At 64.2% G+C, this 26,723-nt stretch carries 27 protein-coding genes; 3 read left to right on the top strand and 24 right to left on the bottom strand.

Features of this window, described 5'->3' with window-relative positions:
- Nucleotides 1–8: 8 nt before the first annotated feature.
- The 20 genes from OPV09_RS23225 to OPV09_RS23130 form a co-directional block, all read right to left on the bottom strand.
- Complete coding sequence (locus tag OPV09_RS23225; RefSeq protein ID WP_034750845.1) at nt 9–1,376, bottom strand: CpaF family protein; 1,368 nt, start codon at nt 1,374–1,376, stop codon at nt 9–11.
- Between the two features lie 45 nt (nt 1,377–1,421).
- Nucleotides 1,422–2,573, bottom strand: coding sequence for an AAA family ATPase (locus OPV09_RS23220; protein ID WP_034750836.1), 1,152 nt, complete (start codon nt 2,571–2,573; stop codon nt 1,422–1,424).
- Between the two features lie 36 nt (nt 2,574–2,609).
- Nucleotides 2,610–3,128: a TadE/TadG family type IV pilus assembly protein gene (locus OPV09_RS23215; RefSeq protein ID WP_051991109.1), complete on the bottom strand. Its 519-nt coding sequence runs from the start codon at nt 3,126–3,128 to the stop codon at nt 2,610–2,612.
- Nucleotides 3,129–3,138: 10 nt separating this feature from the next.
- Nucleotides 3,139–3,606 (bottom strand): TadE/TadG family type IV pilus assembly protein, encoded by a 468-nt coding sequence (locus OPV09_RS23210; protein WP_034750833.1) that lies wholly within the window; start codon nt 3,604–3,606, stop codon nt 3,139–3,141.
- A gap of 7 nt (nt 3,607–3,613) precedes the next feature.
- The gene (locus OPV09_RS23205; protein WP_072455313.1) at nt 3,614–5,164 is read right to left on the bottom strand and encodes a Tad domain-containing protein; all 1,551 of its coding nucleotides are present in this window, start codon (nt 5,162–5,164) and stop codon (nt 3,614–3,616) included.
- A gap of 46 nt (nt 5,165–5,210) precedes the next feature.
- Nucleotides 5,211–5,498, bottom strand: a complete 288-nt coding sequence (locus OPV09_RS23200; RefSeq protein WP_034750828.1) for a hypothetical protein — start codon at nt 5,496–5,498, stop codon at nt 5,211–5,213.
- 9 nt (nt 5,499–5,507) lie between these two features.
- Complete coding sequence (locus tag OPV09_RS23195) at nt 5,508–7,109, bottom strand: type II and III secretion system protein family protein (RefSeq protein ID WP_338679483.1); 1,602 nt, start codon at nt 7,107–7,109, stop codon at nt 5,508–5,510.
- Between the two features lie 22 nt (nt 7,110–7,131).
- A complete protein-coding gene (gene cpaB, locus OPV09_RS23190) occupies nt 7,132–7,980 on the bottom strand; it encodes a Flp pilus assembly protein CpaB (RefSeq protein WP_034750816.1) in 849 nt (282 codons plus the stop codon).
- The gene (locus OPV09_RS23185) at nt 7,977–9,323 is read right to left on the bottom strand and encodes an ATP-binding protein (RefSeq protein ID WP_338679482.1); all 1,347 of its coding nucleotides are present in this window, start codon (nt 9,321–9,323) and stop codon (nt 7,977–7,979) included. The genes cpaB and OPV09_RS23185 overlap by 4 nt, the downstream gene beginning before the upstream one ends.
- Nucleotides 9,324–9,354: 31 nt before the next feature.
- Complete coding sequence (locus tag OPV09_RS23180; protein ID WP_034750813.1) at nt 9,355–9,975, bottom strand: methyltransferase family protein; 621 nt, start codon at nt 9,973–9,975, stop codon at nt 9,355–9,357.
- A gap of 40 nt (nt 9,976–10,015) precedes the next feature.
- Nucleotides 10,016–10,603: an A24 family peptidase gene (locus tag OPV09_RS23175; protein WP_338679481.1), complete on the bottom strand. Its 588-nt coding sequence runs from the start codon at nt 10,601–10,603 to the stop codon at nt 10,016–10,018.
- Complete coding sequence (locus OPV09_RS23170) at nt 10,600–11,670, bottom strand: phosphatase PAP2 family protein (RefSeq protein ID WP_338679480.1); 1,071 nt, start codon at nt 11,668–11,670, stop codon at nt 10,600–10,602. Before OPV09_RS23170 ends, OPV09_RS23175 begins: the two co-directional genes overlap by 4 nt.
- The gene (locus tag OPV09_RS23165) at nt 11,667–11,840 is read right to left on the bottom strand and encodes a Flp family type IVb pilin (RefSeq protein WP_080698528.1); all 174 of its coding nucleotides are present in this window, start codon (nt 11,838–11,840) and stop codon (nt 11,667–11,669) included. Before OPV09_RS23165 ends, OPV09_RS23170 begins: the two co-directional genes overlap by 4 nt.
- A gap of 95 nt (nt 11,841–11,935) precedes the next feature.
- Complete coding sequence (locus OPV09_RS23160; RefSeq protein ID WP_070303472.1) at nt 11,936–12,106, bottom strand: Flp family type IVb pilin; 171 nt, start codon at nt 12,104–12,106, stop codon at nt 11,936–11,938.
- Between the two features lie 82 nt (nt 12,107–12,188).
- Nucleotides 12,189–12,335, bottom strand: a complete 147-nt coding sequence (locus tag OPV09_RS23155) for a hypothetical protein (protein WP_157814672.1) — start codon at nt 12,333–12,335, stop codon at nt 12,189–12,191.
- A 242-nt stretch (nt 12,336–12,577) separates the two neighbouring features.
- Nucleotides 12,578–13,279: a response regulator gene (locus OPV09_RS23150; RefSeq protein WP_254671641.1), complete on the bottom strand. Its 702-nt coding sequence runs from the start codon at nt 13,277–13,279 to the stop codon at nt 12,578–12,580.
- On the bottom strand, nt 13,276–14,943 hold the full coding sequence (locus tag OPV09_RS23145) for a sensor histidine kinase (protein WP_338679479.1): 1,668 nt from the start codon (nt 14,941–14,943) through the stop codon (nt 13,276–13,278). The genes OPV09_RS23150 and OPV09_RS23145 overlap by 4 nt, the downstream gene beginning before the upstream one ends.
- Before the next feature lie 149 nt (nt 14,944–15,092).
- Nucleotides 15,093–16,052, bottom strand: coding sequence for a sensor domain-containing diguanylate cyclase (locus tag OPV09_RS23140; RefSeq protein WP_034750954.1), 960 nt, complete (start codon nt 16,050–16,052; stop codon nt 15,093–15,095).
- Between the two features lie 5 nt (nt 16,053–16,057).
- The gene (locus tag OPV09_RS23135) at nt 16,058–16,684 is read right to left on the bottom strand and encodes a chemotaxis protein CheC (RefSeq protein WP_034750807.1); all 627 of its coding nucleotides are present in this window, start codon (nt 16,682–16,684) and stop codon (nt 16,058–16,060) included.
- A 2-nt stretch (nt 16,685–16,686) separates the two neighbouring features.
- Complete coding sequence (locus OPV09_RS23130) at nt 16,687–17,055, bottom strand: response regulator (protein WP_070303475.1); 369 nt, start codon at nt 17,053–17,055, stop codon at nt 16,687–16,689.
- 207 nt (nt 17,056–17,262) lie between these two features.
- Between OPV09_RS23130 and rpiA the strand changes: the two genes are divergently transcribed.
- The gene (rpiA, locus tag OPV09_RS23125) at nt 17,263–17,940 is read left to right on the top strand and encodes a ribose-5-phosphate isomerase RpiA (RefSeq protein ID WP_034750801.1); all 678 of its coding nucleotides are present in this window, start codon (nt 17,263–17,265) and stop codon (nt 17,938–17,940) included.
- Between the two features lie 47 nt (nt 17,941–17,987).
- Here rpiA and OPV09_RS23120 read toward each other — a convergent pair whose 3' ends face one another.
- Complete coding sequence (locus tag OPV09_RS23120; protein ID WP_338679478.1) at nt 17,988–18,524, bottom strand: DUF6622 family protein; 537 nt, start codon at nt 18,522–18,524, stop codon at nt 17,988–17,990.
- Nucleotides 18,525–18,691: 167 nt separating this feature from the next.
- Entirely contained in the window at nt 18,692–18,964 is a 273-nt protein-coding gene (locus OPV09_RS23115) for an oxidative damage protection protein (protein WP_034750797.1), read from the bottom strand.
- A gap of 219 nt (nt 18,965–19,183) precedes the next feature.
- On the opposite strand from OPV09_RS23115, the gene kdsA reads away from it, so the two are divergent.
- On the top strand, nt 19,184–20,029 hold the full coding sequence (kdsA, locus tag OPV09_RS23110; RefSeq protein ID WP_034750794.1) for a 3-deoxy-8-phosphooctulonate synthase: 846 nt from the start codon (nt 19,184–19,186) through the stop codon (nt 20,027–20,029).
- A gap of 43 nt (nt 20,030–20,072) precedes the next feature.
- Here kdsA and argA read toward each other — a convergent pair whose 3' ends face one another.
- On the bottom strand, nt 20,073–21,383 hold the full coding sequence (gene argA / locus OPV09_RS23105; RefSeq protein ID WP_046685875.1) for an amino-acid N-acetyltransferase: 1,311 nt from the start codon (nt 21,381–21,383) through the stop codon (nt 20,073–20,075).
- Nucleotides 21,384–21,439: 56 nt separating this feature from the next.
- On the opposite strand from argA, the gene hrpA reads away from it, so the two are divergent.
- Nucleotides 21,440–25,666: an ATP-dependent RNA helicase HrpA gene (hrpA, locus tag OPV09_RS23100; RefSeq protein ID WP_338679477.1), complete on the top strand. Its 4,227-nt coding sequence runs from the start codon at nt 21,440–21,442 to the stop codon at nt 25,664–25,666.
- Between the two features lie 181 nt (nt 25,667–25,847).
- On the opposite strand, the gene OPV09_RS23095 is transcribed toward hrpA, so the two are convergent.
- Nucleotides 25,848–26,441, bottom strand: a complete 594-nt coding sequence (locus OPV09_RS23095; RefSeq protein ID WP_072455297.1) for a PRC-barrel domain-containing protein — start codon at nt 26,439–26,441, stop codon at nt 25,848–25,850.
- Between the last annotated feature and the right edge of the window lie 282 nt (nt 26,442–26,723).

Genomic DNA, 26,723 nt, shown 5'->3' with positions numbered 1-26,723 from the left:
TGCTCCCCTTAATGGTACTGGCGGGCGGGATCGAACAGGGTTTCCGGCAGGCTGATGCCGAAGGCGCGCAGGCGTTCCAGGAAACGCGGCCGCACGCCGCTGGCATGGAAATGCCCCTGCACCGTGCCGTCCTCGCCGATGCCCGTCTGGCGGAAGGTGAAGATTTCCTGCATGGTGATCATCTCGCCTTCCATGCCCGTGATTTCCTGGATCGACGTGACCTTGCGCTTGCCGTCCGTCAGGCGCGACACCTGCACCACCACGCTGATGGCCGAACTGATCTGCTGGCGCATGGCTTTCACGGGCAGGGCCGCGGAAGCCATGCTGATCATGTTTTCCAGCCGCGTCAGCGCGTCGCGCGGGGTGTTCGCGTGGATGGTGGCCATCGAGCCTTCATGGCCCGTGTTCATGGCGCCCAGCATGTCGAGCGCCTCGGCGCCGCGCACCTCGCCCAGGATGATGCGGTCGGGGCGCATGCGCAGCGCGTTGCGCACCAGCGCCCGCTGCGTCACTTCGCCCTTGCCCTCGATATTCGGCGGGCGCGTTTCCAGGCGCACCACGTGCGGCTGCTGCATCTGCAGTTCGGCCGCGTCCTCGATGGTGACGATGCGTTCGGCCGTGCTGATGAAACCGGAAATCGCATTGAGCATGGTGGTCTTGCCGCTGCCCGTGCCGCCCGAGATCAGGATGTTGACCTTGGCCTTGCCCAGCGCCTGCAGGGTGGTGCTCATTTCCTCCGTGAGGCTGTGCTTGAGCAACAGGTCGGCCAGGCGCAGGGGCTGGGCCGAAAAGCGCCGGATCGACATCACGGGGCCGTCGATGGCCAGCGGCGGGATGATGGCGTTGACGCGCGAACCGTCGGGCAGGCGCGCATCGACCATGGGGCTCGATTCGTCGATGCGGCGGCCCACGCGCGAGACGATCTTGTCGATGATTTTCATCAAATGCGCATCGTCGGTGAAGCAGACGTCGCTCAGCTCCAGGCGGCCATGGCGCTCGACATACACCTGGCGGTAGGTGTTGACGAGGATATCGGACACGCCGGGATCTGCCAGCAGCGGTTCGAGCGGGCCGAAGCCGAGCACCTCGTCCTGGATGTCGCGGATCAGCGAGCGCCGTTCCAGCTCGTTGATCACCACATTGTCTTCCGTGAGCACGTCGCTGACGAGGATTTTCAGCTCTTCGCGGATCTGCTCGCGCGACAGGCGCTGCATGCCTTCCAGGTCGACACGGTCGAGCAGCGCCTGGTGGGTGCGGTGCTTGAGCTGCTGGTAGCTCTGGCTCGATGCGCCCTGGTGCGCGGCATCGTCATTCAGGCTGGCGTCGTCCTGGGCATAGCCCAGGCGGTCCCGCAGGGTGAGTTTTTCGACAGTCATGATCGGTCTCCGGTAAATGTAGGGGATCAGGCGCGCTGTAGGGAATCAGGCGCGCGCCAGCAGCCGCGAAACCCAGCCTTGCGCGGCGGGCGGGGTTTCGCCGGCCATGCTGGCGGCCAGCTCCTGCAGGGCGCGCGAAACGGCGTTGTGCGGCGTCAGCTTGAGGATGGGCACGCCCTGGCTGACGGAGGCCGCCACCGCTTCGTAGTGGTTGGGGATGGATTTGTAGACGTGCTTGCCATATGCCGCTTCCAGGTCGGCCACGCGGATGCTGTCGCTGCTCGCATAGCGGTTCAGGATCAGGCGGATCTTGTCTTCGCGGTAGCCGAGGCCGCGGAACACATCGAGCAGGCGCTTGCCGTCGCGCACATACGGCAACGTTGCCTGCAGCACGGGGAAGATCAGGTCGGCCCGGTCCAGCGCGCGCACGCTGACGGGGTCGAGTCCGCGCCCCACGTCGAGCAGGATATAGTCGTACTGGCTGCGCGCCAGGGTCAGCAGGCGGTCGATATGGTCGGCTTCGACGTCGGCCGCGTGGGCCGGGTCGTCGGCGGCGGCCAGCACGCTGTAGGCGGGCGTGATCTGGATCATGCTGGCGCTCAGCAGCGAAGCGTCGAGGCGCACGATCTGCTGCGACAGCTGCGACAGGGTGGTGGCCGGCTTGTGGTCCGAGACGAACAGGGCGGCGTCGCCGAATTGCAGGTTCAGGTCGAACAGCGCCACCTTGCGCTGTTCGCCGGCGGCCAGCGCGTAGCCGAGGTTGGCGGCGATGAAGGTGGCGCCGCTGCCGCCCTTGCACGAGACAAAGGCCAGCACCTGGCCCTTGCGCGTGACCTGCTTCTGCAGTTTTTCCTCGATGCGGCGCAAGGCGGCGCACAGGGCCGCGTCGTCGTCCGGCTGCAGCACTTCGCGCACGCCGGCGCGCATCGAGCGCAGCAGGAATTGCGGACTTTGCTGCGGGCATTGCACGATGATGGCCAGGCTCGGATGGCGTCCGCCCAGCAGCTCGAGCTGTTCCAGCTCCGCCTCGCCCGTCTGCTCCTGCTCCAGCAGCAGCAAGTCCGGCGTGACGCCGTTGTCGAATACATCGGGTATGCTCGCCAGCAGGGTCACGCGGTCGGCCGTGCTGCGTTCGCGCAGCAAGCGGGTCAGCCGTTTGAGCTGGGCTTCATTCTTCGAGACGATGACGATATTCACTTGGTACTCCCCGGTAAAAGTGTTCGGTAAAGGCGTTCAGTTGATCTGGAAGCCCAGGCTTTCGGCGTGCATGACCACGACCGAGGCTGGTACGGCGATATTGAGAAAACCGAACAGGCTGACCATCGGCGTGTAGCTGACGTTGTCGATCGAGACGCGCACGCTGTCGATGCAGCTGGCCGTGCGCGTGATGTCGCCGCAGGCCGACAGGTTGTCGCCCGGGTCCGTCGGCGGCAAGGTCACTTCGGCGCCGCTCTTGTTCAGGTAGCGGATGGTGATGTTGGCGGCCGTCAGTTCCGGCGCGGCCGGCAGTGCCGTGCCGCCGAACAGGGCCAGGGTCTTGATGGCGTCGGTCTCGTCGACCCAGCGCACCACGGCTTCGCGCGCGGCGCGGCGGCTCACTTCCTGCACCGTGTTGTACAGGTACAGCATGCGGCCAAATTCGAGGATGCCGAACAGCAAGGTGAAAAACAGCAGCGACACCAGGGCGAATTCGACGGCGGCTGCGCCGCGCTGGCGCCCGGCTGGAGGAGAAGATGAAAGGCGGTGGCGCATGGCGTTCTCCTTACAGCATGTAGCGCATGGTGGTGCGCGGCGAGAGCGGCGTGGCATAGCTGCTGGCCGCGCCGATCACGAAGGGCAGGTACTGGCCCACGGACAGCGTGTAGTTGACGACTTCGACGCGGATGCCGCCCGGCGCCGTGCCATCGTTGCAGTTGCTGTCGTTGAACGCCGCGTCCAGGCAGGTGACCGTCACGTTGGCCGTGGTGAAGTCGCTGATGCCGGCGCTGAGGGCCGCATCGACCACGGTCTGTCTGGCCGCCGGCACGCCCTGCGAGGCGATGCCGGCCTTGGCCTTGACGGACATGTTGCGCGCCGCGTCGCGCGTGGCCTTGGTCAGCGCGTCGTAGTACCAGAAGGCGCGGCCGAAGCCGAAGATGCCTGCCAGCAGTGTGATCAGCAGGGCCAGCACGATGCCGAATTCGACGGCGGCGCCGCCGCGCTGCCTGAGGGGGGAGTGGTGGATACGCATGGCCGCCTCACTTGTAGAGTTTGATTTCGGAATTCGGCACGGGCTCGATCAGGCCCGCGAATTCGACGTCGAGGCGCTTGGTGCCGCCGCTGAAATCGGCCTTCATCGTCATGAAGAATTTGCCGATGCCGACCGCGTTCATGGTGCCGCACGAAGCGGGCCCCACGGGCGCCGTACGGCAGTCGACCAGCACCACGTTGAGGATACGCCGGTTGCGCTGGCCCGGATGGGCCGGCGAAGGCGCCTGGAACGTGGGCCCGCTGGTCTGGTTGTACGGCGAAGGCGGCGTACTGGCAGGAAAGCCCGCGCCGGGGCTGACGGGGTAGCTGGCCGTGTCGAAGTAATTCGCCTTGGCCGTGCTGTACATGGGGTTGGCGTTGCCGTCCGCGACGCTGTAGGCCGTGCCGGCCTTGGCCGGGGTGGCGCCATTGCTTTGGTAGGCGGGGCCGTAGGACCACAGCACGCCGTAGCCCGAGAACTGGGCGAACGTGGCCGATGGCGCGGGAACCGTGCCGGCCGACGGCAGCTGGTAATTCGGCTTGTTGCCGGCCAGGCTGACGGGCTGCTGGCTGGGCAGGGTGCTGGCGCCCGGTTCCATCCAGCTGGCGGGCGGCGAATTGGCGGCGGTGGCGGCGCAGGGCGACGCGGCGCCCACGCATGGATATTCCTTGATGTTGGTGTCGGGCGGCGCCGTCGCGGGGTCGCACACGGAGGGGCCGCCGTAATCGTCGAAGCGGGAATTGAGCGAGGCGGCCAGCGACGCCGTCAGCCCTGTGTTCGTGTAGACCTGGCCCGTGCCGCTGGTGATGACGGCGCTGCTGCCCGTGCACATGAATGGCGCGGTGGAGGCGGCGCTCGCGTGCGAGGCGCTGCAGGTGCCGGGCGGGGCGTCGACGGGATTGATCAGGTAGGGATCGGAAGGGCCGCCCAGCGGATTGAGACCGAACAGGTTGTAGGTGACGCCGCGGCGGAAACCGAATTCCACCAGTTCCGTCAGGCCCGTGCCGGCCGGCGCGGCCGGATACGTGTATTGCGCCGTCTTGTTGGCCGGATCGACGGCGCACACGCCGATCGGCGTGACGTCGTTGACGAAGCGGCCCGCCACTGCCACGCCCGAGGTGCTGGTGCTGGCGATGCCGGCGATGCCCATCAGGTAGGTGGCGAAGGTCTTGCTGCCCGTGTCGACGCGGATGAAGGTCTGGCCCTGGGGGCTGGTGCGGGCGCTGGCGCCGGACGACCAGGGACCGTCCGGGCTGGGGCCGAACTCGATGTTGGCGGCCGTGATGGTCAGCGCGGTGGAAAAGTCGTAGCGGTTCTTTTGCGCGATGGCGATGGCCTTGGCCTGCGCGTTGTCGATGCCGTCCGCGCTTTGATTGAGTTCCACGGCGCCGGCCAGGGCGGCGCTGTCGGCGCCGTTCTGCAGTTCCGCCTTGGCGATGTACAGGTGGCCCAGGTCCAGCACCAGGCCGCCCATGGCAAACAGCACCACCAGGGTCAGCCCCAGCACGATGGCGATCGCGCCCTGCTGCTTGTCGTGCCTGCGAAATGCGGTGTTCATGGCTGTCTCCTGGTGGCCTGGGGGAAGTGCATCGCGGGACAGGCGCCTACTGGCGTCCGCCCACGCCGATGGTGAAGACATTCGGTTGCGGTTCCGGCGCCGCAAACGATTTCTGGTAGCGCTGGTAGGCGCTGACGCCGGCCTTGCCGTCGATGCCGCTGACGGGGTTGGCATTGCGGTAGGCGTCCGGATACATGATCTGTTGCGCCTTGAGCAGGGCCACCGATTCGCCGAAGTGCGAATCGAGCACGGGCGTGGTGGTGGCGGCGCAGCCGGCCAGCAGGACCAGCAGCGACAGCAGGGTGGCGCAAGGCAGGCGATGTGCGGTTTTCATGGTGTTCTCCTATTTGAGGTCGAAGCCGGCGGCAGGCTGGGGCGCGGCCGCTTGCGGCTGCATGGGCGCTGGTGCCGGTGTCTGTGCCGCTGCGGGCGCGCGCGCCGGTGCGCTGCCTTCCATTTTTCCCTGCATGAACATGTCGCCGCGCGTCGGCTGGATGTAGCCGTCGGTGGGCAGCTTGTAGTCGGGCGGCAGCGGCTTGACCAGGTGCGGCGTGATGATGAAGACCAGTTCCGAACGGTCCGTCTGGAAGTCCGTGCTGCGGAACAGGGCGCCCAGCACGGGCACTTCGCCCAGGCCTGGCAGGGCCTTGATATTGCTGGTCACATTGTTCTTGATCAGGCCGCCGATGGCGAAGCTCTGGCCGTCGAACAGCTGCACCGTGGTGGTGGCGCGCCGCGTCGTAAACGATGGCAGGATGGCCGTGGCCGAGATGCCGGTGGCCGTGATGCCGATGCCGTCCTTGTTCAGGTCCGACACTTCCGGCGCCACCTTCAGGTTGATGCGTCCCCCTTCGAGCACGGTGGGCGTGAATTTCACGGCCACGCCGAACTCCTTCTCTTCCAGGGTGATGGTGGGCACGCCGTTATTGTTGCTCTGGCTGACGGGGATGAATATCTTGCCACCGGCCAGGAAGCTGGCCTCCTGGCCGCTGATGGCCATGATGTTCGGTTCGGCCAGCACCTTGATCAGGCCATCGCGTTTTTGCGCGTCGAGGTTGAAGAAGTTGTTCTTGCTGGCGCCGCTCAAGCCGCTGGGATTGTTGCTGAGCAGGCTCGACAGCAGCGAATACGACCAGCTGCCGATGGTCTTGTTGATGCCCAGGCTGGCGCCCAGCTGGTCGACCAGCACCTTCGACACTTCGGCCACTTTCACTTCCAGCATCACCTGCTGCGGCGCGGCGATCGACAGCAGGTTGATCACGCGCGGCATGTTCGCATCGGGCGTGGCGGCGGGGGCCGGAGCGGCGGCGCCTGCGGCTGCGGCGGGTGCTGCGCCCGAGGCGGCGCCGCCGCTGCGGGCGCTGCGCTGCACATAGGCGTTGGCCAGCGACAGGGCCTGGTCGGCCTTGACGACATCGCTGACCATGCCCGACAGGATCAGGGTGTCGCCCGCCACCGTGACGTTGATCTTTTCGTTCGGCAGCAGTTCGGCCATGCGCGCCTGCAGGCTGCTGCTGTCGATGCCGACGGCCAGGTCGATGATGGTGGCGTCATTGCTCTTGTTCCACAGGATCAGGTTGGTGGTGCCGACGGAACGCCCCAGCAGGTAGACCTCGTTGGGGTTAAGCAGGATGACGTCGGCGATGCGCGGGTCGCCGACGGACATGCGGCTGGCGGCGAACGGCAGGCGCATCAGGGTCGACTTGCCTTCGGCCAGGCTCATTTGCGGCGCCATCTCGGTGCGGCCGGCGCGCGATTCGCTTTGCGGCGGCGTGGCCTTGGGCCGGGTGGTGGCGCGGCTGCTTTTGGCTGTCCCGGTGTCGGCGGCGGTGGCGGTGGCGGCGACGGGTTCACCGCGTGCCTGGGGCGCCAGGGCGCCGATCATGGCGAGGGCAAGCGCCAGGCTGAGTACCCGGCTTCCGCTTGCTGTGCAATATGTGCTCATGGCGTGACTCCTCTGGTGCAGGTTAGAATTGTTGGGAGCTGCGTTCCAGCCCCTTGATGACATCGACCTTTGGACCGGCCGTTGGCGCGGGTGCGGCGGCGGGACGGCGGCGTGGCAGCGGCTTGGCTTGCACCATGGCGGCGGGGGCTGCCATGGCGACCTTTTCATCGAGCAGGCTGGACTTGGTGGCGCCTTCCGTGTTGACGGGCTTGTCCTCGATCTGGTTGCGCAGCACCAGCGACAGGGTGCCCACGCTGCGTGCCAGGTCGAGTTTTTCCGCCTGGTCCGGCGTCAGCTCCAGGGTCACGGCGTTGACCACCTTGGGCTTGGTGTCGTCGCGGCTCGATTCCTGGGCGATGGCCAGCACGAGGATGCGTTCGAGCACGATCTTGGAAATGTTCGGATCGCGGTCCGGCGTCTTGCGGGCCCCTTCGCCCTGGGTGTTGACGAGGATGTCGACGAAGTTGCCGGGCAGGGCGAAGCCGGCCACGCCCACCACATCGTTGACGCGCACGGTCATGGCGCGCTTGCCCTCGGCGACGACGGCCGACAGGCCGCCCTGCGTGCCGGGAGGCGCCAGCTTGCCTTCCATGATCGGTTCGCCGTGCTGGATGCTGGTGCGCGTGACGCGCGTTTCCAGCAGTTTCGGATCGTTGATGGCGCCGGGCGGCAGCGCGTTCGACGGCCAGTCCACCATGCGCACCATGTCGGGCGTCAGGCGCGCGCCCAGGCTGATGTCGACCTGGGCCACGGCCACCTTGTTGATGTTGCCCGAGGCTTGGGCATTGATCCAGCGCGCGGCCACGATGACCGCGGCGAACGCCAGGATGACCGCAATGGCCATCATCGTCAGAGCGCGTGCGTTTCTCATTTTGCTTCCCCTTTGTGCTGGACCGCTTCCGGTCCGTTATGTGTGCTTGCAAGGTCGTCATCGCTGCCGAAATAGTTTTTCCATGCCCACAGCAGCCCTTCCGGCGACAGCTGCGCCGCGTGGTCTTCATAGCGCGCCTGGTCGCAGATCTGCGCGAGGATGTCGCGCGGATAGCAGGCCAGCAAGGGCCGCCCGTACTGGCTGTGCAGGTGCAGCAGATAGGTGTAGGAGGCTTCGTCGAAATTGATGCCCAGCTGGGCGCAGGTGCTGCGGAACACGGCCAGGTAGTGGTAGGCGCTCAGGGGTCCCACATGGATCTTGTAGCCGATGCGGCGCAGGAAGGAGTCGTCGGCCAGGTGCTGCGGCGCCAGGTTCGACGAGAACACGACGATGACGTCGAAGGGCACGGGGAACTTGTAGCCCGTGTGCAGCGACAGGTAATCGATGTGGCGCGCCATCGGCACGATCCAGCGGTTCATCAGCTCCACGGGCGAGCAGCGCTGGCGGCCCAGGTCGTCGATGATGAAGATGCCGTTGTTGGCCTTCAGGTGCGGCGGCGCCTGGTACAAACGCGTTCCCTGGTCGAATTGCAGGTCCAGCATGTCGAGCGTCAGCTCGCCGCCCGTCAGCACGGCGGGGCGTTCGGCGCGCACCCAGCGCGGGTCGGATGGCACGGGGCCGCCGTGCGACACGGTGTGCAGCATGGGGTCGAGGAAGGGCAGCACTTCGCCGTCGACCATCACGGCATGGGGCAGGGCGATGGCGCCGCTGAGCAGGCCGTTCAGGCGCTCGGCCAGGTAGCTCTTGCCGCTGCCGGCGGGGCCGTGGAAGAACAGGGCGCGTCCGGAATTCATGGCCGCGCCCAGTTGGTCGAGCACGGCCGAACTGGCCACCACGTTGCGAAATTCGCGCTGCACGTCGTCGCGGGTGACCTGCATGTCCGCCACGCTTTGCGCCAGCACCTGGTTGCTGTAATCGGCCAGGGTGACGGGAGCGGGACCGCTGTAGGCATTGCGGCGCATGTATTCGGCGGCGCGCAGGCGGCCCTGGTCGCCCAGCAGATAAGACAGGTCGGCGTCGGTGCCGCTGCCGCCGTTGCGGCGCGCTTCGCACAGTTTTTCGGCGCGCATGAAAGTGAGCAGCGGCTCGAGCACGCCGGCGCCCAGTTTCACGTGCGTCGACAGGGCGGGCAGGCCGATCTGGCCGCGCTGGAAGAGTATCTTGACCAGCAGTTCGACCAGGAACAGGAAGGGCAATCCCGTTTCCTCGACCGTGCGTGGCGCGCGCTTGGCGGCCGGTTCGACGCCGCCGCCGTCGCTGCGTTCTGGATAGGTGTCAGGCATGATGGATGCTCCTCGCTCGGGTGGCCGGATATCAGAAAATGAAGGGCAGCAGGCGGTACTTCACCTGGCGCATGTAGACGCGATAGCGCACGTCGGTGGACAGGAAGCGCTCTTCGCGCAGCAGGCGCATCACCATCATCGTCATCGTCGCCACATAGATGATGGTGTTGGCGAGCGAGGTATTGGCCAGCAGGTAGCCGCTCAGGGAAATCAGGTAGCTGGCATACAGCGGATGGCGTACCACGCGGTAGACGCCGCCCGTCTTGATCTCGCGCTGCGCCGCCACCAGGCCGAAGCTGCGGTTCAGCGACAGCAGGCCGGCGATCTGCAGCAGGCTGCCGACGGCCAGCAGGTAGCGCGCGCCTGGCCAGATGGCCATGTCGGCTGGCGCGAAGAGGAAGGGAGCGAAGGTGGCGCCGATGGCCAGCAGCCAGTCGCCCGCATCGGTCGAGACGCTGACGGGGGCCGAACGCACGATGAAGAACAGGGCGGCCAGGGTTTCGGCGACGCAGAACAGCAGATAGCTCCAGTCGCCGCTGTGCAGATAACCGACCACGTGGGCGCTGGCGAAGAACGCCCACAGGCAAGCCATGGCGATGCTGGTGAGCAGGCTGGCGTGGCGCGAGTGGCAGAAGGTGGCGAGGGTGTCCATGGTCAGTTCCTATGGTGGCGGGTCGTCGGAGCGGCGCGTTTCAGCGCAAGCTCCACAGGTGGGTGTAGTGCAGGAATACCTGCAGCAGGGTGCCGCTGGCAATGGCGAAGGCGTAGGCCAGTTTGCCGGTGGTGGGCGGCGGTTCGGCGATCGTGGCGGCGCCGCCGGCAAGGCTGTGCAGCAGCGCGCCCAGCATCATGTGATAGGTGTTTTTCAGCACCTGGCGCAGGCGCTGTCCCACCAGTGCGGCGGCCAGGGCCAGCACGCCGCCGCACAGGAAGGTCAGCAGGGCCGCTTCGAGCACGGCGTCGGGGCCGAGGAAGGCGCCGCACATGGCCATCAGCTTGACGTCGCCTGCGCCCAGGGCGCGCAGCAGATACATGGGCAGCAGCAGGGCCAGTCCGGCGGCGGCGCCGGCCAGCGCCTGCAGCAGTCCCAGGCCGCCGAAGGCCGCGTCGAACAGGCCGGCGCCCGATGGCACGAAGCTGTTCAGGATCAGTCCCGCCAGGGTGCCCCACAGCACCAGCCGGTTCGGGATGCGGCGCGTGCGCAGGTCGTGCCACAGGGCGGCAGCGAGCAGGGTGGCCAGCACGGCCAGGCACAGCAGCATGGGCAGGTGGGCGTTCATGATGTCAGTCCTTCCTTGCCCATGCAGGGCGCCGTGGCCATGTGCACGGCCGGCGCCGCGGCCTGGCTGCCCAGCAGCCATCCCACCAGGTGCCACACGAGCGCCGCGCCGGCCGCGCCGACATAGCCGTCGAGCGCATAGTGCCAGCCCAGGTGGATGGAGCCGAGCAGGATCAGCACGGCGAAGGCGGACAGGGCGATGCCGGCGGCGCGGTTGACGCTCCAGCCCACGATGGCCATCAGCACGGCCGTGGCCACATGCATGCTGGGCATGGCGGAGATGCCCAGCTCGCCGTTCGCGCCCTTGCTTTGATAGCCTTGCCACAGCATCTCCTGCACCTGCAGAGCCCAGACGGGGACGTGCCCGTTGGCCTCATGCAGGTAAGCCATCAGCGGCGCATACGGATCGCTGGCGTGCAGGTGGCCGTAGTAGCAGGGGCCGACCGAGGCAAACAGCACGGCCATGACGCTGCCCAGGACGATCCACGTCAGTGCAAAGCTGAGCAGGAACTGCATGCGCAGCAGCGGGCGCCGGGTGTCGAGGATGAGCCAGTACAGGATGGCGTAGAACAGGAAGAACCAGAAGTGGTAGCTGAAGTTGAGCAAGCCCGTGACGAGCGGGTGGCCCAGCAGCGGCTGCAGCCTTTCCCATGGGGCCTTGCCGCCATGCAGCGCGATGTCCCAGGCGGACAGGGTGGCATCCCAGGTGTAGGGATGCAGGCGCGGGATGGCGCCCTTGATGACGGTGAAGCTGGAGGCGAAGACGGGGATCAGCAGCATGGCCGGCAGCGCGTGCAGCAGGCGCTCGTTGCTCAGGTAGCGGCGCAGATCGTGGTACAGATAATGGCACAGGCGGTGCGGGCGTTTCATCACCATGACGTGGATGGTGTAGCCGCACAGGATGAAGACGGGACCGGTGAGGATGGCCACGAGGAAGCCGGCCAGCACGTTGAGTATGTCCGCTGCGCTGGGCAGGCCGCCGGCCAGCAGCATCGCCACGGCGGCGTACGGCAGCACGATCAGCAGCAGGGCGCGGTGGGTGCGCAGCGAGAGGCGCAGGGTATTCATGACAGGGCCAGGACCACTTGGTCCTTGACGTAGACAAACAGCAGCTTGACCTGGTCGCCAAGCACGGTGATCGTGATGACCAGCACGACCGCGATCAGGCCCGCCAGCAGCGCGTATTCGATCGCTGTGACGGCGGACTCGTCGGATACACGGCTGAAGAGAGATTTCACGATGGGCCTCGCTATGCGTCGTCAAGGTGGGGGTGCCGGGGGAGACTGGAAAGCGTAGTCCGGGCCGGCGCAGGGCCGGTCCGGACAGCACCGCATCAGTTCGCAGCGGTGAGCTTGGTGCCGATGGTGCTGAAGGTTTTTTTCAGCTGCGTGCCGACGATGGTGATGGCGGCGATGATCACGACGGCAATCAGGGCAGCGATCAGGCCGTACTCGATTGCGGTGACGCCATCTTCTTCGCGGATAAAGTTTTTGATGAGGTTCATGACAACTCCTGGTGTGGTTAAGGTACGGCGGTGGATGAAACGGCATGACGGTGTTGCTTCCTGCTGCTACGACTAGGCGTTCTCATGGGCTTTCGCCCAGTGCCAGCAGTCCGATGATGCATACCACCGCCATGAGGGCCGCCACCAGGGCATAGCGGTAGAACGCAGCCTTTTCCTTGCCCTGCAAATAGGTGATCAGGGCGGTCGGAAGAAACTTGTCAAGGCGCATGCTGTGCTCCGTGTCGTGGTGGGCCGTGCGGTGATTTGCACTCCGGTAAATCCACTATAGAAGTTGGCACCTTGATCTACATCAGAAGAACATCCTTTTATTGCAAGGAGGAACTGCTTGTTTTTTTCGTGACAATTGTCATGGTCGAGTCTGGCGCGCAGACGCAACGGCCGTGCCGCTGGCTGGCGAAGGGGAGGCGGGGAAGAAATACGCGGCCGTGGCCGCGCGGGGATGCAGCAGGATCAGGCGCCGGGCGGCAACTGGCCCAGCTGGTGCTTGGTGGCGTAGGCGTACAGTTCCAGGCGGTTGTACACGCCAAGCTTGCGGTAGATCGACGTCAGGTGATTGCGCAAGGTGTGTTCGGAGATGAACAGCTGGTCCGCCAGCAGCTTGGCCGGCGTGCCGCTGCCGTGCACCAGCGCGGCGATGATCTTTCTTTCCTTGAGGGTCAGGCTGGCGATGGCGATCGCTTGCGCCGAGCCGCCACCGGGCTGGGTCAGCTGCGTCAGCATGCGTCCCAGCATCGCGTGTTCCAGCCACAGCTCGCCCTGGTAGACCTTTTCGATGGCCTTCAGGACCATCTCCGCCGGCGCATCCTTGCTGACGATGCCGCGCGCGCCCTTGAGCACCGTCTGGTCCAGGACGGCCTGGTCGTGGCTGGCCGTCAGCACCAGCACGCGCGTGCCCCCGCTCTGCGCCAGCGCGGGCAGGATGGACAGCGAGCTGATGCCGCCCAGGTCCAGGTCCAGCACGATCACATCGGGTTGCAACGCCTTTGCCTGCTCCAGCGCCTCGGTGCCGTCGGAGGCCGTGGCGACCACGCGCATGCCCGAGTGCTCACCGCCGATCAGCCGCTCCAGGCCCCACAGCATGGTCTTGTGATCGTCCACCAGCATGACGCTGATGACATGGCTGGCCGGTGGCATGTGGCGTAAGTCATTCATATGGGGATCTCGATCTGCACGGAGGTGTTGCCCAGCATGCTATGCGTGACGCGGGCCGTGCCGCCGAGGGCGGCGGCGCGCTCGGCCAGCGAGTCGGGCAGGAAATCGGGGACGTGCGCGGCGGCGCATTCGTTGTCGATGCTGATGTGCAGGGCGCCCTGCACGCAGGTCAGCTTGACGGCGCCGTGGCGCGCCGACGTATGCTTGCGGATATTGCTCATGCCCTCGTTGACGATCTGGAACACCTCGGCCGCCAGGCGGTCGTTGATGTGCAGGTCGCCTTCGATCTGCAGGGCGATGTCGATGCCATAGAATTCGCGGATCTGCGTGGCTTGGCGGCGCAGCGCCACCAGCAGTTCCGGCTCGCTTTGCACTTGCCCGTTCTTGAACGTGCGCGCGTAGCTGCGCAGGTCGGCGATCACCTGGCCCGACATGATGATCAGTTTTTCCAGTTCCGGCAGCAGCGGATTGCCCGGCGTGGCTTCGTTGCGCAAGGCGGCCAGGCCGTGGCGCAAGCCGATATACGGCTGCACGGCCGTGTCATGCAGGTCGCGCGCGATCTTTTCGCGTTCGCGCGAGGCCGCCTGCGACGCCAGCCGGTCGAGCAGGTTGATGTTTTCGATGACGGGAAACGCCTGCGCGCCGATATGGCTGAGAAACAGGGCGTCCGTCTTGCTCATGCTGGTGGCGGAGACGATAAAGATGCGGCCTTTGCCATTGCGCAGGGGCAGTGGCGCGCTGATGAAGGCATGCGCTTCGAGCAGCTCGGCCAGGCGGGCGCCCGCCGCGTCGTCATGCCGCAGCCAGCGTCCGCTGTCGGGCTCGAGCATGCGCGCGCCGCCTATCCACGGCAGCCAGGGGCCGGCGGGCTGGTTGTACAGCGCGATTTTATCGTGCGGGAAAGCGAGCAGGGGACTGGCCGCGTCGTCGCTGAGGAGCGAGTTGGTGTGCACGACGCCCGTTGCCGTTTGCAGCACGCTGCGCAGCGACCAGACCCGCGTGCCCTTGTCCTGCATGATCAGCAGACAGCTGCGGCCGTTGAAATAACTGCGGGTTTTTTCCAGCACCGAGGTAATGGTCTGGTCGACGCCGAAGCGCGGATTGGACAGCTGGCTGACATCGCGCAGCAGCGCCAGGTGGCTGCGCTGCGTGATGGCCGAACCGCCCCAGTAGGCGATCATGTAGCCGAGCGCCAGCAGGAAGGTGGTGCGCAGCAGCAGGCGCGACAGTTCCGCATCCGTTTCGCCGAACAGGGCAGTCGCGGCGAACAGGCCGGCCGAAGCGAGGGTGACGCGCGCGCCTTCCTCGAAGCCACGCTGGAACGACGAGGTCAGGATGGCAAAGAAAAAAAACAGGAAGAATAAAGTGTTGTGGCTGCTGGTGGAAAACACGATCAGCGCATACCAGGCCACGTCGAGCCAGTACAGCAAGATATCCTGGGGCAGGCTGAGGCCCAGCACGGCCAGCACGTAGAGCAGCAGGCTGTGCATGGTGTAGGCGGAAAAGATCAGCCAGGTAATCTTGCTCAGCTTGCCGGCGCTTTCGGGATCGATGAACAGGGTCAGCAAGGTGGCGCTCGACAGCAGCAGGCGCATGCCGTTCACCATGGTCGTATCCATGCCAGCACCCGGCAAGCCGGATTTGAGGGGAGGATCGAGTTTCACAAGCGCTCCTGGCCGTGTCCCGCATGGTGAGCCATGCGCAGGGATAGATACCACAGATAAATTCTTGTTGTTGTTGCTGCAATCACTGACGAGTCTACGCACACGCCGTAAAGATGTCTACTGGAATCCTTTGTCCGGCGTTGCTTTTTTTATAGCGGCTGCACCATCACGCGGTTGCGCCCGGCGCCCTTGGCCAGGTACAGGGCGCGGTCGGCGGCGCCGATCAGGGCGGCGATGGTCGGCTGCTGCTGCGGGTGCTGGGTGGCGATGCCGATGCTGACCGTAATGTGCTTGACCTCATTGCCCGTCTTGGCATGCGGAATGCGCAGCCCGGCCGCCCGTTCGCGGATCGCCTCGGCCATGCGCAGCGCCTGCGCCGCGTCCGTGTCGGGCAGGATGGCGGCAAATTCCTCGCCACCATAGCGCGCCAGCAAGTCGGTGGGGCGCTGCAGCATGGCGGCCAGTTCGGCCGCCACTCGTATCAGGCAATCATCACCTTGCTGGTGACCGTAATGGTCGTTGTAATCCTTGAAATGGTCGATGTCGATCATCAGCAGCGACAGGGGGCTGCCCGTGCGCATGGCGCGCCGCATTTCCTTTTCGATCGCCACGTCGAAGTGGCGGCGGTTGGCGATGCCCGTCAAGCCGTCGGCAAAGGTTTGTGAACGCAACACCATGGTTTGTTCGCGCAGCAGCTTTTCGCGGCCCACGGCGATGGTCACATCATTGATCTGGATCAGGCAGTGGCGCGGCGAACCGGGCAAATTGATCGGCGTGACGGCAATCGCCTGCTGCATGCGCTCCCGGCCTTCGGCCGCGCCATGCGTGTACAGGGGGAATGGCGCCTTGTGCAGGGTTTGCGACAGCAGCGACTGGAAATTGTCGCGCAGGGCCTGGGTGATGGCCGAGGCTATGCGCTTGTGGCGCAGTTCAGGATAGACGGCAAAGAAATCCTGGCCCAGCACGGCGTCGGCCTGGCACGCCGAGTGGCGCGCCATCCAGTGGTTCCACAGCACGATGCGGTGCTGTTCGTCGAGCACGATGGCGCCCAGGTTGACGGCGCCGAGTATGCTCTCGAGCAGGGCGAGTCGGTGCAAGGCCTCCGGCATGATCGTCACGCCTGTCCCAGGACCTTGGCCAGATAGCGGCTGACCTGCTGCTTCAGGTCGTGCAAGGCGGACAGGTCGAGCACGAATGCCACATAACCGTGGATCTGGTGCTTGGACAGCACGAAGTCGATATGCAGCATCAGCACGACGGCGTCGTCATCGTCGCCGCCGAACGAGGACAGGATTTCCGCGCTGGTGCCCACGTGGTACAGGGGCAGCGAGCCATGCAGTTCACTGTCGAACAGGTTGGCCAAAGTTCCCACGCAGGAATTGAGGATGATGTTGCCGATTTCGCTCATCGCCTCCTGTTCCATTTCCGTCAGTTCCTGCAGCGGCATGGCGTCGCCCACCATCAGGCGCACGATTTCCAGGCTCTTGTCTTCGGGGAACATCAATATGGCTTCGGTGGCGAAGGCGCCATCGTAATGCTGGCTGACGCCGCAGATGCGTTCGCCATCCTTCTTGCTGCCCAGCAAGGCAGCCGCGTCGGCACGGTTCAGGAAGGTGATCGACGGCACCGACATGGTGACTTCTTCATTGACGATTTCGCTCATCGCGGCGGCCGCATGGCCCACCCCGATGTTGAATATCTCTACGAGGGCATCGTTCTCGAGTTCGGAGAGATTGACCATGCTCACAGTCCCAGTGACGCGATCAGCTGGTGGATGCGCGTTTCCGTGATCGGTTTTTCCATGAAGCCGACGCCGAGCTCAGTGGCGCGGTTGCGGATGGCATTTTGCACGTTGGCCGTGACGAGAATGATGTGCGTTTGCGGGCACAGCGCGCGCAATTGTTCCGCCGCCGCCACGCCGCCCATGCCGGGCATGTTGACATCCAGTAATATCAGCACAGGGCTGATGGTCTTGACTTTTTCCAGGGCTTCTTCACCGGTCGCCGCCTCAATCACTTGCCAGTCGGCATGTTTGCTGAGGATGAACTGATGCGACATCAAACGTGAAACCCGGCTGTCATCGACAACAAGTACCTGTTTACTGTGATTCATGTGCTATTCCTGGAACGTCATATCGGGCAATCGTGCCATTTTCGCATATTTTAGAGTGCATAGAGAGGAATTGGCTGGGAATTGCCCTGGGGCAAAGGTTTCCCGCTTGGCTGTTGTATTCCATCGCATGGCCCGTCATCATGGCCGGCTGGCCGGGCTGGCAATCCGTTAAAATAGCGGCATTCCCCACTTTAGCCTTTTTTTGCCATGACCCAAGACGAATTGAAGCAAGCCGTAGCCCGCGCCGCCATTAACTATGTGGTGGACGGTGAAATCATCGGTGTCGGCACCGGTTCCACCGCCAACTTTTTCATCGATGAACTGGCCAAGATCAAGGACCGTATCAAGGGGACGGTCGCGTCGTCCGAAGCGACGGCCGCGCGCCTGGCAGGCCATGGCATTCCCGTCTTCGACTTGAACGACGTCGAATCGATCGCCGTCTACATCGACGGCGCCGATGAAATCACGGCCAGCGGCGCCATGATCAAGGGCGGCGGCGCGGCATTGACGCGTGAAAAGATCGTCGCGTCCGTCGCGAAACAGTTCGTCTGCATCGCCGACGGCTCCAAGCTGGTGGAAACCCTGGGCGCCTTCCCGCTGCCGGTGGAAGTGGTGCCGATGGCGCGCGCCGCCGTCTCGCGTCAGCTGGCCGCGCTGGGCGGCACGCCCCGCTTGCGCCTGAAGGCTGGCAGCGATCAAGCGTTCATTACGGATAACGGCGGCGAGATCATCGACGTGCTGGGCTTGAAAATTGCCGACCCGGTGGCGCTGGAACAGCAGATCAACCAGATCGTCGGCGTCATCGCCGTCGGCCTGTTCGCCGTGCGCGGCGCGAATGTCTGCCTGCTGGGCATGCCGGAAGGCGTGCGTACTTTGGCCTACTGATACGCAGCAGAAATCCGGGGTCAGTCACTGCGTGATCGGAATGCGCCTCACTGGGGCGCATTCCCCCGCCGGGTCTGACCCCAGCCTTCACTTTGCACAGCCCGGTACACGGCCATGGTGCGCAGCAAGCCGCCGAGGAAGAGGCCGCTGAAGCAGCCATAGCCGAGGCAGACTGGTGCGATGAAGCCGGTCGCGTGGGCATAGGCTGGCGCGATGGCCAGGGTCACGGCCACCGCATATTTCATGCAGAAGATACTCATCATCAAGATCAACGGCACCCAGCTGCCGGGACGCCGCACGCTGCTCCGTTCGGGAATGGCGACGATCTTGCGCGCATCGGTCAGCGTCCACGCCAGCGCCGCACCGGCCAGGGCGCCGATTGCCCAGGCGAACGGCGCCACGCCATCGAAGCCGAAACTGCCATGCACGCCGCTCAGCGACAGCGCCAGCATCACCATGGGAATGATGCACAGCTTGCGCAAGGTCACTTCGCGCGCGCGGCTGGCCAGCACGCCCCGGTAGACGAGAAAGCCCAGGATGGCCCAGACGTAGAGGGGAGTGTGGCTGAAGATTTGCTGCAACATGGTGTCCGCCTTGGAATGAGGTTGTCGATGGACGTACTGTGCCAGCCGGCGGCATGGGCGGCGAGCGGTGTGCGACGAAACGGGGAGGCGGTGCCGTGAAACGGCGGAGGCGGGCGTGAAACGTAGGCGAAACTGCCCGTGACGTGGTCACGGGCAAGCGATAAAACTTATTCCGTTGGCGGCACGTAGCCCATGGCGGCATCGGCGCCATCGCCGAAGAAATGCTTTTCCATCTGCGTGGCCAGGTATTTGCGGGCGCGCGCGTCGGCCAGGTTCAGCCGGTTTTCATTGACCAGCATGGTCTGGTGCTTGAGCCAGGCAGCCCATGCTTCCTTCGACACGGATTCGTAAATCTTCTTGCCCAGTTCGCCCGGGTACGGCGGGAAATCCAATCCTTCGGCTTCCTTGTTGAGTTTGATGCAGTGGATCGTGCGGGCCATCTGTGCTCCTGAATCAGTGTAGAGATAAAGCGTGATTATAAGGCACTTTGCGCCTGCCCTCGCGGGGCCGTCGCGGCCTGGCGACACGCCGTTTGCCGCGCCCTTGCGCTGGATCAAATTTGATCTGCGCCGCCCCAGCTAGTAAGATGCCTTATCGCGCCAGCCGCTGGCTGCGCCTCTTCCAAGCAAGTAGTAACAATTAACCAATATGGAATCCCTATGACCTCAGTGAAAGTCCATGGCATCGACGTCAGCAATACCGGCAGCTTCGCGCTGTTTGGCGGCATCAACGTGCTCGAATCGCGCGATCTTGCCATGCGCGCCTGCGAAGAATATGTGCGCGTGACGCAAAAACTGGGCATTCCCTATGTGTTCAAGGCCAGCTTCGACAAGGCCAACCGTTCATCGATCCATTCCTACCGCGGCCCGGGCCTGGAAGAAGGCATGCGCATCTTCCAGGACGTCAAGGCGGCGTTCGGCGTGCCCGTGATTACCGACGTGCATGAACCATGGCAGGCGCAGCAGGTGGCCGAAGTGGTCGACGTGCTGCAACTGCCCGCTTTCCTCGCGCGCCAGACGGACCTCGTCGTGGCCCTGGCGAAAACAGGCAAAGTCATCAACATCAAGAAGCCGCAATTTTTGAGCCCTGGCCAGATGGCCAATATCGTCGAGAAATTCAAGGAAGCGGGCAACGATCAGCTGATCCTGTGCGACCGCGGCACCTGCCTCGGCTACGACAACCTGGTGGTCGACATGCTGGGCTTTGGCGTCATGAAGAAGACGTGCGACGACTTGCCCATCATCTTCGACGTCACGCACGCGCTGCAGCAGCGCGACCCCGGTGGCGCCGCTTCGGGCGGCCGCCGCCAGCAAGTGGCGGATCTGGCCCGCGCCGGCCTGGCCGTCGGCATCGCCGGCCTGTTCCTGGAAGCTCATCCTGACCCGGACAATGCCCGCTGCGACGGCCCCAGCGCCTTGCCGCTGGACCAGCTGGAACCATTCCTGGCGCAATTGAAGGCGCTCGACGACCTGGTCAAATCGTTTGCGCCGCTGAATATCAAGTAATGATCTCAATGTGAAAAAGCCCGGCATGCCGGGCTTTTTCTTTTTACAAGGTTTTGATGAGAACCTGCGATTTGCGCTGCCAGTTATACATGTGCTGGCGGTCCTTCGGCAAGTCGTCGACGGTGGCCGGCACGAAACCGCGCTTCTTGAACCAGTGCGAGGTGCGCGTGGTCAGCACGAACAGTTTGTTCAGGCCGGCGGCGCGCGCGCGGTTTTCCATGTGTTTCAGGATGCGTTCGCCGTCGCCCTGGGCTTGCACTTCCGGGTTGACCGTCAAGCATGCCATTTCCGCCATCTTTTGCGCGGGGAACGGGTACAGGGCGGCGCAGCCGAAGATCACGCCATCATGCTCGATGACGGAGAAATAATCGATTTCGCGTTCGATCAGCTCGCGGCCCCGTTTGACGAGGGTGCCGTCCGCTTCCAGCGGTTCGATCAGTTTGATGATGCCGCCCACGTCTTCGATGGTGGCCTGGCGCAGGCTTTCCAGGTTTTCATGGCTGATCATGGTGCCCACGCCATCATGGGTAAACAATTCCAGCAGGGCCGAGCCATCCATCGAGAACGGCACGATGTGCGAGCGCTCGACGCCGTTGTGGCAGGCCTTGACGCAATGTTTCAAATAAAACGCCGTGGCGTCGGGCAGGAAGCCGGCCATCAGCACGGCTTCGGCCTGGTGCGACGACAGTTCGCGGATTTCCACGCCCGTCGCGTCTTCCATCATTGGCGTTTCGGTAATGAAAATCAGTTTATCCGCGTGCAGGGCGATGGCGGCGCTGCAAGCCACGTCTTCCATCGTCAGGTTGAACGCCTCGCCCGTGGGCGAGAAGCCCAGCGGCGAGAGCAGCACCAGGCCGTCCGAACCGAGGATGGAATGGATGGTTTCGGCGTCGACCTTGCGCGTGATGCCCGTCAGTTCCAGGTCCACGCCATCGATCACGCCCAGCGGGCGCGCCGTGATGAAGTTGCCTGAAATGATACGGATGGCCGCATGCGACATGGGCGTGTTCGGCAAGCCCTGGCTGAACGCGGCCTCGATATCGAGGCGCAGCTCGCCGGCGGCTTCCTTCGCGCATTCCAGCGCGGCGATGTCCGTGATGCGCACGCCATTGTGGAAGCGGCCTTCGACGTTACGCAAGGCCAGCTGTTCCGCCACCTGCGGCCGCGAGCCGTAGACGACGGTGACATTGATGTCCAGCGCATGCAGCAGGGACAAATCATGGGCCAGCACCTGCAGCGCCCCGGCGCTGACGAGTTCACCGGGGAAGGCGACCACGAAGGTCTTGCCGCGAAAGGCGTGGATGTAGGGCGCGACGGAGCGCAGCCATTGGACGAATTGGGTAGGGTTTTCCATTAAGCGCATTATAATTCGCTGCGCGATGTGCGCGCTTAAAATACCTGTAAAAAACAATGTCTTCAGCCAGCAATAAGTCTTCCCCTCCTTCCAACGTTGCAAATGTGCCCGCCGGCGGGGATGTTTCCGCGCCTGCCGCCACGCCTGCGCAGGGCCGCCAGCGCCCGCCCGTGAGCCAGCAAAGGCAGCAGCCGCCGCGCGCGGAACAACAGAAACAGCAACAGCAGCAGCGTGCGCCGCGCCCGCCGCGTGAGGGGCAGCCGCCGCGCAATGACCAGGCTAGCCGCGAAGAGCGCGAAAGCCGTGACGCAGCCCGCGCCGCGCGCGAAGCGGAAAAGGCTTTCCGCAATCCGCTGCCACCGATCACGTATCCGGAAGACTTGCCCGTCTCGGGCCGGCGCGCGGAAATCGCCAAGGCCTTGCTGGAAAACCAGGTGATCATCGTCTCGGGCGAGACGGGTTCCGGCAAGACGACCCAATTGCCGAAGATTTGCCTGGAATTGGGACGCGGACAGAAGGGCATGATCGGCCACACGCAGCCGCGGCGTATCGCCGCCTCGTCGACGGCCAAGCGCATTGCGCAGGAGCTGGGCACGCCGCTGGGCGAAACCGTGGGCTTCAAGGTGCGCTTTACCGATACCCTGAGCCGTGGCGCGTCCGTCAAGCTGATGACGGACGGTATCTTGCTGGCCGAGACGCAGACCGACCCGTTGTTGAAAAATTACGACACCATCATCATCGACGAAGCGCACGAACGCAGCCTGAACATCGACTTCCTGCTCGGCTACCTGAAACAGCTGCTGCCGCGCCGGCCCGACCTGAAAATCATCATCACGTCGGCCACCATCGATGCGGAACGCTTCTCGCGCCATTTCGGCACGCCGGAAAAACCGGCCCCCGTGATCGAAGTGTCGGGCCGCCTGTACCAGGTGGAAGTGCGCTACCGTCCCGTCGAACGCGAACAGGTGGCCATGCCCGGCGCCGCCAACCCTGACAAACCTGGCCAGCGCACGGCTGCTGCGCGGGAAAAGCGCGACTTGATGGATGCCGTCGTCGATGGCGTGGAAGAGCTGTGCCGCATCGGTTCGGGCGACGTGCTGGTGTTCTTGCCGGGCGAGCGCGAAATCCGCGACTGTGCCGAAGCGTTGCGCAAGCACCATCCGCCGCATGTGGAAATTTTGCCCCTGTTCGCCCGCCTGTCGGCCGAGGAGCAGGAGCGCGTGTTTAAAACCAGCAATGCGCGCCGCATCGTGCTGGCCACCAACGTGGCGGAAACCTCGCTGACCGTGCCCGGTATCCGCTACGTGGTCGACGCGGGCCTGGCGCGGGTGAAACGCTATAGCTACCGCAACAAGGTCGAGCAGCTGCAGGTCGAGCCGATCGCCCAGTCGGCCGCCAACCAGCGTGCGGGCCGTTGCGGCCGCGTGGCCGACGGCGTCTGCATCCGCCTGTACGAAGAGCAGGATTATTTGCTGCGCCCGAAATTCACGGAACCGGAAATCCTGCGTTCCTCGCTGGCCGCCGTCATCCTGCGCATGAAGTCCTTGCACCTGACGGATGTGGAAACCTTCCCCTTCATCGAGCCGCCGCTGGCGCGCGCGATCGCCGACGGCTACCAGTTGCTGCAGGAACTGGGCGCCGTCGATGAAGTCAATAAACTTACGCCGCTGGGCAACAAGCTCGCCAAGCTGCCGCTCGACCCGCGCGTGGGCCGCATGATACTCGCCGCGCTCGATAACGCGTGCTTGAGCGAAGTGCTGATCGTCGCTTCCGCCCTGTCCGTGCAAGACCCGCGCGACCGCCCGATGGAACACCAGCAGGCGGCCGACGAAGCGCACAAGAAGTTCGCCGATGAAAAATCGGAATTCTTGAGCTACCTGAAGATCTGGCGCTGGTTCGAGTCCGCCATCGAGCACAAGAAAACCAACCGCCAGCTGCAAGACAATTGCCGCACGAATTTCCTGTCGCAGATGCGCCTGCGCGAATGGCGCGACGTGCATTCGCAGCTGCTGACCATCGTCAAGGAGCAGGGCTGGCGATTGAACGAAGCGCCGGCCACCTACGACAACCTGCACATGGCCTTGCTGACCGGCTTGCTGGGCAACATCGGCTTCAAGGGCGAGGACGAGCCGGGCGCCGGGTATCTGGGCGCGCGCGGCATCAAGTTCCATATCTGGCCCGGTTCCTCGCTGCTGAAAAAGCCGGGCAAATGGATCATGGCGGCCGAACTGGTCGACACGACGCGCCTGTACGCGCGCTGCGTGGCGCAGATCCAGCCCGAGTGGCTGGAAAAAGTGGGTGAGCACCTGCTGAAGAAATCGTGGGGCGAGCCGCGCTGGGAAAAACGCTCGGCGCAGGTGACGGCGTCCGAACGGGCGACCTTATATGGCCTGGTGGTGTACAGCCAGCGCCGCATCAACTACGGCAATTTCAATTTGCCGGAAGCGCGCGAAATCTTCATCCGCGACGCCTTGGTCGGCGGCGACTTCGATACGCGCGCACCGTTCTTTGCGCACAACCACAAGCTGATCAAGGACATCGAAAATCTCGAGCACAAGTCGCGCCGCCTGGACGTGCTGGTCGACGATGAACTGATCGCCGCTTTCTACGACAAGCTGCTGCCGGCGGACGTGTGCAATGGCGCCGGTTTCGAGAAGTGGCACAAGGAAGCCACGCGCGACAATCCGAAGCTGCTGTACCTGAACCGCGAAGAGCTGATGCGCCACGAGGCGGCCGGCGTGACGACGGACCTGTTCCCGAAAACCATGTCCGTGACGGGCCTGGAAATGGGCCTGACGTACCACTTCGAGCCGGGCAGCGTGCGCGATGGCGTGACCTTGAGCGTGCCCCTATATGCCTTGAACCAGTTGCCGCGCGAGCGCTGCGAATGGCTGGTGCCGGGCATGCTGAAGGAGAAAGTGCATCTGCTGCTCAAATCCTTGCCGCAAAAATTGCGCCGCCACTGCGTGCCGCTGCCCGACTATGCGGCGAAATTCTGCGAGCGTGTGCATGAAGCGGGCGTGTTTGGCCGTGGCGACCTGATCGACGCCATCATCGCAGATATCCGCACGCAGATCACGATCAATGTGCTGACGACGGACTTCAAGCCGGAAACCCTGCCTGCCCATCACTTCATGAATTTCAAAGTGATCGACGAGCATGGCCGCCAGCTGGACATGGGCCGCAACCTGGCCACCTTGCAGGCGGAATTTGGCGGCCAGGCGCGCCAGAGTTTCCAGAAGCTGGCCGAAGTGTCGGGCGTGTCCGGTACGGGTACGCCCGGTGCCAAGGTGGCGGGCGCGCAAGTGGCGTCGCGGCTGCAGGCGCAAGCGCAGGGCGCCGCCGCCAACGCGGCAGCAGGCAAGGGCGGTGCGCCAGCCAAAGGCGCAGCCGCTGCTGCCGCGCCAGCGTCCGGCAATGCCACCGTCTCGCAGCACATGGGCTTGACGGGCTGGACCTTTGGCGAATTGCCGGAGTTGCTGGAAATCGTGCAGGGCAAGCTGACCCTGATCGGCTTCCCCGCCCTGGTCGACAAGGGCACGCATTGCGATCTGGAAGTATTTGACGACCCGACCGTGGCCGCTCGTACGCACAAGATCGGTTTGCGCCGCCTGTTCGCGCTGCAAATGAAGGAGCAGATCAAATACGTCGAGAAAAGCATCCCCGGTTTGCAGCAGATGGGCATGCAATTCATGGCCCTGGGGTCGCAGGAAGAGCTGCGCGAGCAAATCATCAACAAGGCGCTCGACATCGCCTGCCTGCAAGATCCGCTGCCGCTGGACGCCGCCTCGTTCGCCAAGCGCCAGGCGGAGGGCAAGTCACGTTTGGTCTTGCTGGTCAATGAAATCGCCCGTTTGCTGTCGCAAGTGCTGACGGAATTTCACGGCTTGCCGAAGCGCCTGCAGAATATTCCCGCAGCGGCCGCTACCGATATCCAGTCGCAGCTGCAGGGCCTCGTGCATAAACGCTTCCTGACGGAAAACGAATACACGCAGCTCGCGCATTTCCCCCGCTATCTGAAGGCGATCAACGTGCGTCTGGAAAAGCTGCGCGCCGACCCCGCGCGCGACACCAAGTTGATGGCCGAATGGCAATCGGCCGCCGCGCCGTACTTGCGCCAGGCCAAGGACCGCCAGGCCGGCAAGAACACGGACCCGAAACTGGTCGACTTCCGCTGGATGCTGGAAGAGCTGCGCGTGTCGCTGTTTGCGCAGGAGTTGCGCACGCCAATGCCGGTGTCTGCCAAACGCCTGCAGAAGGTATGGGAGTCGATGCAGCGGTGATGGCGCCTCTATAAACCTACTGCGCAGCTCACTATCGCGTCGGCGTTGCTCACCGTACTAGAGTACGGTTGCGCTACTCAACGCGATATTGAACTTGCTCGCTACGGTTTCTAGAGGCGCCTTGACGCTAACGATGGGCAGCAACATGCTCCTCTAATCCATCCTACCCGACCTACCCGGCTCAAGTGCGCTTGTTGAGATCATCATCATCGCTGAGCGAGGAGCGCGAGCCCAGATCGCCGAGGTCGCCCTGGCCGCTGCCCGTGCCGGCGCGGCTGCCGCTCATGGAGCTGCCGGTCAGGCTGCCTTCGCTGCCCGATTGCAGGCTGGCGCCGCTGCGCAGGTCGCTGCCGGATGGCATATGGCCTGCCATGCTGCCGTAGCGCGTGCCGCTGCCATAGAATGCTTCCATCTGCTGGTTCCAGGCTTCGCTGCCCATGTCGGGCCAGTTGTCCTTGTCGAAGCCGGGAGCGTTTTTCAGCAAGTCTTTGTCGACGTTCAGCAGGAAGCGCTTGTTGACGGTGTCCAGGGTCAGACGTTCCCAAGGCACGGCAAACAGCTTGTCGCCCATGCCCAGGACGCCGCCGAAGGACAGCACGGCGTAGGCGATCTGGCCGGTGCGCATGTCGAGCATGATTTCCTTGATGTCGCCCAGCTCCTCGTCTTCGTGATTGTAGACATCGTCCCCGATCAGGGTATCGGCCCCCATCAGGGCCGGCCCCGGGCCGTCGTGGTTACGGTACATGCCCAGGATGTCGCGGTCCAGATAGCTCATGGTGTTCTCTCCTCGTGTGAAGTGCTGTTCGAACATCCAGATTAAGCATACGCACTATGTGGCGTTTGATCTGCCTCAATGGTGCTAAGTAACCCCCAATAAATTATTATGATTTCTGACTTCCATAACCGGCGCTCTGCGGCGTTGCCCGCTGCTAGCAGTGCTCGCACTGCGTCGCAGTGGGCGCCTTGCATAGCATCCGGTTCTGTTCGTCATAAATTCACAATAATTTCCTGAGGATTACTTAGCGGCACTTTATCGGTGTGCAAACGTACGGTGCTG

This window comes from Janthinobacterium sp. TB1-E2, assembly GCF_036885605.1.
Classification (GTDB): domain Bacteria; phylum Pseudomonadota; class Gammaproteobacteria; order Burkholderiales; family Burkholderiaceae_D; genus Janthinobacterium; species Janthinobacterium aestuarii.
Note: the sequence above shows the minus strand (reverse complement) of the source record. Positions and strands in the feature narration are given on the sequence as shown.